Source organism: Gammaproteobacteria bacterium (assembly GCA_019911805.1).
Taxonomy (GTDB): domain Bacteria; phylum Pseudomonadota; class Gammaproteobacteria; order Thiohalobacterales; family Thiohalobacteraceae; genus JAHJQQ01.
Genome location: JAIOJV010000119.1, coordinates 1 through 6,931, shown reverse-complemented (window position 1 = coordinate 6,931; position 6,931 = coordinate 1). Strand labels below are relative to the sequence as shown.

At 67.3% G+C, this 6,931-nt stretch carries 9 protein-coding genes; all 9 read right to left on the bottom strand.

The features are described 5' to 3' along the window. Positions 1 to 23: 23 nt before the first annotated feature. The 9 genes from K8I04_15325 to gspG all read right to left on the bottom strand — a co-directional run bounded on the left by K8I04_15325 (position 24) and on the right by gspG (position 6,879). Positions 24 to 419: a YkgJ family cysteine cluster protein gene (locus tag K8I04_15325; GenBank protein MBZ0073086.1), complete on the bottom strand. Its 396-nt coding sequence runs from the start codon at positions 417 to 419 to the stop codon at positions 24 to 26. A gap of 515 nt (positions 420 to 934) precedes the next feature. Then, the gene (locus tag K8I04_15320; GenBank protein ID MBZ0073085.1) at positions 935 to 1,672 is read right to left on the bottom strand and encodes a type II secretion system protein N; all 738 of its coding nucleotides are present in this window, start codon (positions 1,670 to 1,672) and stop codon (positions 935 to 937) included. 8 nt (positions 1,673 to 1,680) lie between these two features. After that, positions 1,681 to 2,178 (bottom strand): type II secretion system protein M, encoded by a 498-nt coding sequence (locus K8I04_15315; protein MBZ0073084.1) that lies wholly within the window; start codon positions 2,176 to 2,178, stop codon positions 1,681 to 1,683. After that, positions 2,175 to 3,389, bottom strand: coding sequence for a type II secretion system protein GspL (gspL, locus tag K8I04_15310; protein ID MBZ0073083.1), 1,215 nt, complete (start codon positions 3,387 to 3,389; stop codon positions 2,175 to 2,177). The genes K8I04_15315 and gspL overlap by 4 nt, the downstream gene beginning before the upstream one ends. A gap of 567 nt (positions 3,390 to 3,956) precedes the next feature. Then, on the bottom strand, positions 3,957 to 4,931 hold the full coding sequence (gene gspK, locus K8I04_15305) for a type II secretion system minor pseudopilin GspK (GenBank protein MBZ0073082.1): 975 nt from the start codon (positions 4,929 to 4,931) through the stop codon (positions 3,957 to 3,959). Further along, on the bottom strand, positions 4,907 to 5,533 hold the full coding sequence (gene gspJ, locus K8I04_15300; GenBank protein MBZ0073081.1) for a type II secretion system minor pseudopilin GspJ: 627 nt from the start codon (positions 5,531 to 5,533) through the stop codon (positions 4,907 to 4,909). Before gspJ ends, gspK begins: the two co-directional genes overlap by 25 nt. Beyond that, positions 5,530 to 5,922 (bottom strand): type II secretion system minor pseudopilin GspI, encoded by a 393-nt coding sequence (gene gspI, locus K8I04_15295; protein ID MBZ0073080.1) that lies wholly within the window; start codon positions 5,920 to 5,922, stop codon positions 5,530 to 5,532. The genes gspJ and gspI overlap by 4 nt, the downstream gene beginning before the upstream one ends. Continuing rightward, a complete protein-coding gene (gene gspH / locus K8I04_15290) occupies positions 5,919 to 6,431 on the bottom strand; it encodes a type II secretion system minor pseudopilin GspH (protein ID MBZ0073079.1) in 513 nt (170 codons plus the stop codon). Before gspH ends, gspI begins: the two co-directional genes overlap by 4 nt. 13 nt (positions 6,432 to 6,444) lie before the next feature. Further along, a complete protein-coding gene (gene gspG, locus K8I04_15285) occupies positions 6,445 to 6,879 on the bottom strand; it encodes a type II secretion system major pseudopilin GspG (protein MBZ0073078.1) in 435 nt (144 codons plus the stop codon). Positions 6,880 to 6,931 lie beyond the last annotated feature (52 nt).

The following is a 6,931-nucleotide window of genomic DNA, read 5'->3' as shown; positions in this document are numbered from 1 at the left end:
AATCCCGACCCCCGAATCCCGCTTCACCTCCCCCAATTCTTGAACCGCTTGCGGCAGTATTTCAGCAGGCTGTCGTAGCCGTCGAAGAACAGCTCGAAGCCGTCTTCGGCGGGGGCGTCGAACTCGCAGTAGTCGTTGGAGTAGTCGCGGCAGAGCTGCGGGCGCGTCGTGTAGATACCGCAACGGCCATCGGGCTGCAGGTGGCGGCAGGGGTTGTTGACCAGCAGGAACCAGCCGCCATCATCCTTGTAGGCCTGGACGTTTTCGTGTGCCAACTGCCATAACAGATGATCGAAGTCGACGCGCGAACGCGGTCCGGGAATCTTCTGGGTGATGTAGGTGCAGCACTTCGTATTGGTACAGAAACCGCACTTGTTCTCGGCGGTGATCTCCGCCTTGACGGGAACCCTGGCGACCATCGGTATGCTCCAATGTATGAAGGTATTAGGCGCGAAAACCGATCTTTGGCCACGGAATCCACGGAACAACACGGAAAAATCTATTCATGGCCACGGAAACACACGGAAGTACACGGAATGTAAAACCCGTTACACCGACATCTTCCGTGCGCTTCCGTGGCTATCGCTGGGTTTTGTGCATCTGATACTTCGTCACGCAATTCGCGACTAAGGAACCTCTGATTTATTTGTCATTGCGAGGAGCGCAGCGACGCGGCACCAGCGAGCTTGCGAGCGCAGAATGCCCGCAGGGCAGCCCCGGAGGGGTGAGCGCAGCGAATAATCTCCAAGCTATTGATCTGCCGTAGGAGGAGATTGCTTCGCTTCGCTCGCAATGACGGTACAACGAATTTATCAAAGGTTTCCTAAAGGATTTTTCCGTGTTGTTCCGTGGATTCCGTGGCCAAAGGGGTTTTGCTCTTACTGCTATCCGTGGATTCCGTGGCTAAAGGGCGTACCCGTGGCCGGGCCCCGACCTACAGCGCCCCCGACAGCTGCAGGCGGTAGCGGCCCTGGCTGTCGGGGTTGCCGAGCAGGCCGAGGCTCTGGCGCAGGTCGGGACTGGCGGTGGCGCTTGGTTTGATCAACGCGTCGAGCACATAGCGGCGGTCGGAACCCAGGCGGAACTCGCCGCCGAGCTCCAGGGGGCCTCCGGCCGCGGCGGCGAGTGTGCCGACCACCTGACCCTCGCGCAGCCCGAGCTGCAGCGTCAGGGTGCCGAGTTGCAGCGGCGCGGGCTGAAGGATCTCCGCGTCCCGCCAGGTGAGCAGCCCGTCCAGCGCCCGCGGCCAACCGGCGCTGAAGCGCGCGTGCGTCACGTCCAGGAGGACATCCCCGCCGGCCTGCACCATGGACAAGGGCAACTGGCGCACCACGTCCGCGGCCGGCAGCGACAACCGGGCGTCGCTGAGATAGGGGGTGCCGAACAGACCGCGGCCGACGCGCAGCTCCCCACCGCCGCTGCCGCTCTGCACGAACACCTGGTATTCCAGCCGTCCGGCCAGCAGCGCCGTCGGCCGCAGCCGCCAGGCCAGGGGGCCGATGACGGTCCGCCCGATGCCGAGACGGGCGATGCGCCCGGCCCGGACGGTGCCCTCGATACCCTGCATGGCGACCTGCCCCAGCCCCAGCCAGCCGAGCACATGGCGCGCCGGCAGAGTGACCGCCAGGAATACGCAGAAGAGGATGGCGGCCGGCACCGCCCAGCGCAGCACGGCGGCCCTCATGCGCTGGGGGCGTGCAGCGTCAGGCGCATCCTGACCTGCCCCGGAACGGGTTCACGCTCGACACTGACCATACCCGCAGTCACACCGAACTCGCGGCCGAGGGTGTCCAGCCAGACGAGCACGGTGTCGAAGGCCACGCCTTCCAGCGTCACGCGCACGGCATCGGCGCTCTCGGGCTCGATACGCTTGACACCACTGCCGAGACCGGCGGCGCCCGCCGACTCGTCGACCACGGCCAGCAGCGAACGCCCACCCAGACCCGCCGCGGTGGTCTCCCCGCGGCCACGCAGCTGCTTGACCTCGGCGGCGGAGCGCTGCATCCACGCCAGCGTCTCGCGCTGCCGGGCGACCTCGTCCTCCAGGCGGTCGACACTGCTGGCGAGCGGTTGCCACAGCAGCGCCCACATCAGCAAGGGAATGAGCAGCACCCCGCCGGCCGCCAGGATCATGCGCTCGCGCGTGCCGAGGCCGTCGAACCAGGCCCTCGCGTTCACGACGTGCTCCCCTGCAGCCGCAGCCGCCCCTGCACGCGGCGATTCGCGCCGGCGGTGGCGGACTGGATGTCGACACTCAGGCCGCCGCCCTCGGTGAGCCGCTGCTTGAGCTGGTCGAGACCCTGGATGTCGCCGGCGGTCAACTCGAGATCCAGTCGCCCGTCGCGGAAATTCGCGCCGAGGAGTTCGATGTCGCTGCCGGCGACCGCGCGGCCCATGCGGCCGATCAGGCCGAGGAAGTCGCTGCTGCCGCCGCCCTGGCCGCGACGCAGCGCGGCGAGTTGCTGTTCCATCTGCACGCGCGGGTCGACGACGCGGCCGCCGGGGTTGGCGTCCCGGTAGACCTGTTCGATGCGCGCCGCGAGCGCAGTCGACTCGCGGCTGAGTTCCCGGTGTTTGAGACCCTGGTGGACCATCGCCAGCACGAAACTCGCCACCAGCAGTGCGGCCGCCGCGCGCCACGGGCGCCAGATCCGACCGTACTGTTCCTTGCGGCTGTAGCTGCCCTGCAGCAGATCGATCAGCCCCTCGGCTTGCATCACACCGGCCGCGAGCACGCCCAGGCCGCCGTGGCCACAGTCCTCCAGGGTCGCCGCTACCGGTTCCAGCCAGGTCGGCAGTTCGCCGCCACAATGCCAGACCCGCAGGTTGATGCCCGCCTCGCTGCGACCGGCCAGCAGTTCGATCAGGCCCGGCAGGGTCGCAGGGCTGACGGCCTGCGCCGACCAGGGCTGGTCGCGCAACAGGGCACGGCCCTCCTCCAGCAACAGGCTGCCACTGCCCGGCTCCAGCGGCAGGGCGAGCGGTTCCGGCACCACCCGGTCCGGGTGCAGGCCGGCCTCGTGCAGCTGCTCCAGCCAGTGATCCATGCGCGCCCGCTCGACCACCGCCACCGGCCACTGCTGGTCGGCATCGCGCATCCCCAGGGCGATGTGCAATTCCTCGATGTCCTGGGCGAGCGCATCCTCCAGGGCGAAGGGCGCGGCCTTGCGCACCCGCGCACGGTTGGTGGTCGGCACGGTAACCCGGGTCAGGAGCAGATCGGCGGCCGGTGCGAGCACGATGATCCTGCGCGTGCCCGCCTCCAGCGCGGCCTCGGTGACACTGCCGACACGCACCGGCCCGGCCAGTCGGCCGTTCTCGTCGACCGGCACGAATTCGATCCGCTCCTCGGGACGGGGGGCGAAGCGTATCAGCAGGGCATCGGGCATAGGTGTCCAGATCGCATCGGGGGCATCGGGGGCCTCTTGGCGTGCCCCCTATCCTTCTAAACCCGCTGACCTTACCGCAACCGCCGCGGCTTGGCTATGGGGTGGGTGAGTGAGGCGTGAGGCGTGAGGCGTGAGGCATAAAACCGTTATTGGCCACGGAAACACACGGAACAACACGGAAAAATGCTATTGCAAAACCCGTTCGAGGTCAGCGGGTAAAACGTGACAGTTGTGGACGCGACTTCTGGGAGCCTTGCACAGAACCCTGGTCATGGAGGGCCATAATGCGGGTCTCGCACCCTGGTCCCCCGGGACACGGTGCTGCGGCGTCGCGACGCGCCAAAGGCAGTGACCCGTGCAGCAGGCAGGATCTCGACGCCTATCAAGGCACAAACCCCCATGAGCACGCAGAACAACCGGCAGAATTTAATCGGCAAACCCCGCCCAGTGATCGCTCAGTTTGAGCACTGGGCTTTTACATTAGTATTTTTCCGTGTTGTTCCGTGTGTTTCCGTGGCCAATAAGGGTTTGGCCTTTCACGCCTCACGCCTCACGCCTCACCCCTCCCTACCAAGCCCCCTGGGTGCGCGCCAGCGTGGTCAGCCGGTCGGCGTTGCGCTGCACGATGCTGTAGACCTGGGCGCGGGCGGTGCCGACCTGGACATCGGAGCGCACCAGGAAGAACTGGCTGGCGACCGCGAGCCGGCCGGCATCCACCTGCTTACCAGCGAAGGCCGTCTCCTGCAGCAGGATGTCGATGCTCGCGTAGCCATCGGCGGGGCGCTTCTCCACCAGCTGCTCGCCATCCTGCGCGGCCAGTCCTTCGGCGAGCGCCTGCAGCAGCGGGGCCGTGGCGGTGTTGATGTTGATGGCGGTGCGCACCGGCAGGGCGGTGACGAAGGGCGTGAGCCGCCGCCAGGTCTCGACATCCACGCCGCGGATCAGGCGCAGCTCGCTGATGCTTTGCAGCGGCTGGTTGGCCGCCCGGTAGGGCCATTCCGTCGCCAGATAGAAATCGTCTTCCGCACCGTCCGGGAAGCGCGTGTCGAAATCGGGATCGATCCAATCGACGATGGCCAGCGCCAGGCGCTCGTCGAGTTCCAGTGCCCGCAGCAGCCGCTGGAAATAGTCGAAATCCCCCTGACTGATCTGGCCGTCCGCGTTGACGAGGTTGTTGAGATTGAAACGCCCCTGCAGGTCGGCGACATACCCATCGATCTGCCCGCCCGGCACACCGATGGGCGGCATGCGCTGGGCCCAGACCTCGTCGAGGTGATCGGTTTGGTTGTCACGCGCATCGCGGGCCAGGATCATGCGCGCCCAACTCTCCACGGCCAGGGCGTAGACATAGGCCTGATCGCCATCCAGCAGGTTGGCGGTGCGACGCACGTCCAGCTGCTGTCGCGAGGCCATGGCGGCGGCGGCAATCGTCGCCAGGGCGACCACCATGAGCGCCATGATCAGGGCGACGCCCGCCTGCCGGCCCGGCCGGCCTCCGCGGGGGCCCGGACGAAGATTCAGGCGGGCAGCAGAAACAGCCATCGCAGCTCTCCCCAGCGGGCACTGATCAGCACCACCTCGACCGCGCGCGGCGGGATCTCCGCGCCCGGCTGCCCCGGCGCGGCCGGCTGACCGGCCGCCTGGCCGGCCGGCGGCCAGCGCTCCTGCCACTGGTCGGCCGCGTCGAGGAAGCGCAGACGCAGCTCATCGACATCCTCCAGCAACGTCTGTTCGCGCGGCTCGGCGTCCGGCGCGCGGTCGAGCGTCGGCCACTGGTAGCGCAGCAGCGCCTTGTCCCGTACCGCATAGGCAACCCGCTGCAAGGCACTGCGCGGTTGCTCGGCCGGATTGCGCCAGCCGCCGCGGGTGAGCTCGAGTACGGCCTCGATGCGGTCACCGGCGCGCAATGAGGCCTCGCGCTCGCCGAATTCGTTGCGGATCGGTCGTGGCACCCACTGTTCGATGTCGCGTTCGAGCAGACGGTAGGTCATCTGCAGGCGGTTCAGTTCCTCGGCGCGCACCTCGGTGGCGGCGCGCGTGACCATCAGATTGTTCAGGCCACCGTAGGCGAGCAGCGCCAGGACCGCGAAGATGCTCAGGGCGATCAGCAATTCGATCAGGGTGAAGGCCCGCTGGCGTCTCATTCGCGCCGCTCCACGAAACCGCTCAGCCCGGCCAGGGCCTCACCCTCGGCCTTGGTACCACGCCACACCGATACATCGATGCGGCGCAGATCCTCGTCGGGGCTCTGCTCGACCTTCGCGCGCCACTCCCATTCCTGCTCGGCCAGGTCGACGCTGCCGCTGCGCTCGCCGATACCCGGCCAACGGGGTTCCAGTTGCAGTTCGATGAGTGCATTGCGCGCCACCCAGTGTGCCAGCGTGCGTTCCTGGAGATAGACCTGGTTGCCGACGTAGGCGCCGCCGGCGCGGACGGCCGCGGCCAGGGCCAGGGCCAGCACGGCGAGCGCGACCAGCACCTCGACGAGCGTGAAACCGCGGCTGTGCGGCCGGTGGGAGCGGGATACGGTCACCAGGGCTCCAGTGCCTCCCAGTGGATGTCGCCGAACAGGTCGGCCTGTACCCGATAGCGGTACTCGGTGGCGTTGGTGGCGAACACGGCGGTGAACGGGCTCACCTCGCCGCTCGACAGCAACAGCAGCGTGGGCTTGATCTCGCCACTGTTCTCCAGCACGAGGTCACGGCCTTCCAGTTCGATGTCCAGTTCGGTATCCGGCGCGAGCGTGCGGGGGTGGAACAGGTCGTCGCCCTCGCGCAGCGCCCACCCGTCGTCGCGGTAGAGGAGGAAACGGTACTCGTCCAGGTCGATCTGCACGCCCCATTCCTCGCCGCGCAGCACCGCCTGCTCGCTGGCCAGGCGCAGCAGTTCGGCGAAACGGCGGGATTCGGCGGACAACTCTGCGGCGCGCCGGTCGCCGCCGAGGTTCAGGACGGCGAAGCTCAGGATGATGCCGATGACGGCGACCACCACCAACATCTCCAACAGGGTGAAGCCGGCTGCCGCGCGCTGCCCGACCCTCATGGCATCCGGCCGGCTAGCGCAGCATCCAGTTGCCGATGTCGTCATCCGTACCGGGCTGGCCGTCAGGGCCGGGCGAGTAGATGTCGATGGCACCGTGCACACCGGGGCTCAGGTACTGGTAGGGCCGCTGCCAGGGATCCATGGGCAGCCGGTCGACGTAGCCGCCCTCCTTCCAGTGGGGCGGTTCTGGCGAGGTCGGCCGCTGCACCAGCGCCTCCAGACCCTGATCGGTGGTCGGATAGTTGTAGTTGTCCAGGCGGTACAGGTTCAGCGCCGATTCCAGCGTACGGACGTCCTGCCGGGCCTTGGTGATACGCGCCTCGTCCGGCCGGTCCATGATACGTGGCACGACGATGGCCGCGAGGATGCCGAGAATGACCACCACCACCATCACCTCGATGAGGGTGAAGCCGGCATGGCGGTGTTTGCTGTGAGCGGTTCGATGCATAGGTGTTCGGTCCGTATGGTACGTAGCGGCGATCGAGTATAGGGGATTCGGG

Coding starts and splice junctions, on each gene's coding strand:
- K8I04_15325 (MBZ0073086.1), bottom strand. CDS start 419: ATGGTCGCCAGGGTTCCCGTCAAGGCGGAGATCACCGCCGAGAACAAG.
- gspL (MBZ0073083.1), bottom strand. CDS start 3,389: ATGCCCGATGCCCTGCTGATACGCTTCGCCCCCCGTCCCGAGGAGCGG.
- gspK (MBZ0073082.1), bottom strand. CDS start 4,931: ATGGCTGTTTCTGCTGCCCGCCTGAATCTTCGTCCGGGCCCCCGCGGA.
- gspJ (MBZ0073081.1), bottom strand. CDS start 5,533: ATGAGACGCCAGCGGGCCTTCACCCTGATCGAATTGCTGATCGCCCTG.
- gspH (MBZ0073079.1), bottom strand. CDS start 6,431: ATGAGGGTCGGGCAGCGCGCGGCAGCCGGCTTCACCCTGTTGGAGATG.
- gspG (MBZ0073078.1), bottom strand. CDS start 6,879: ATGCATCGAACCGCTCACAGCAAACACCGCCATGCCGGCTTCACCCTC.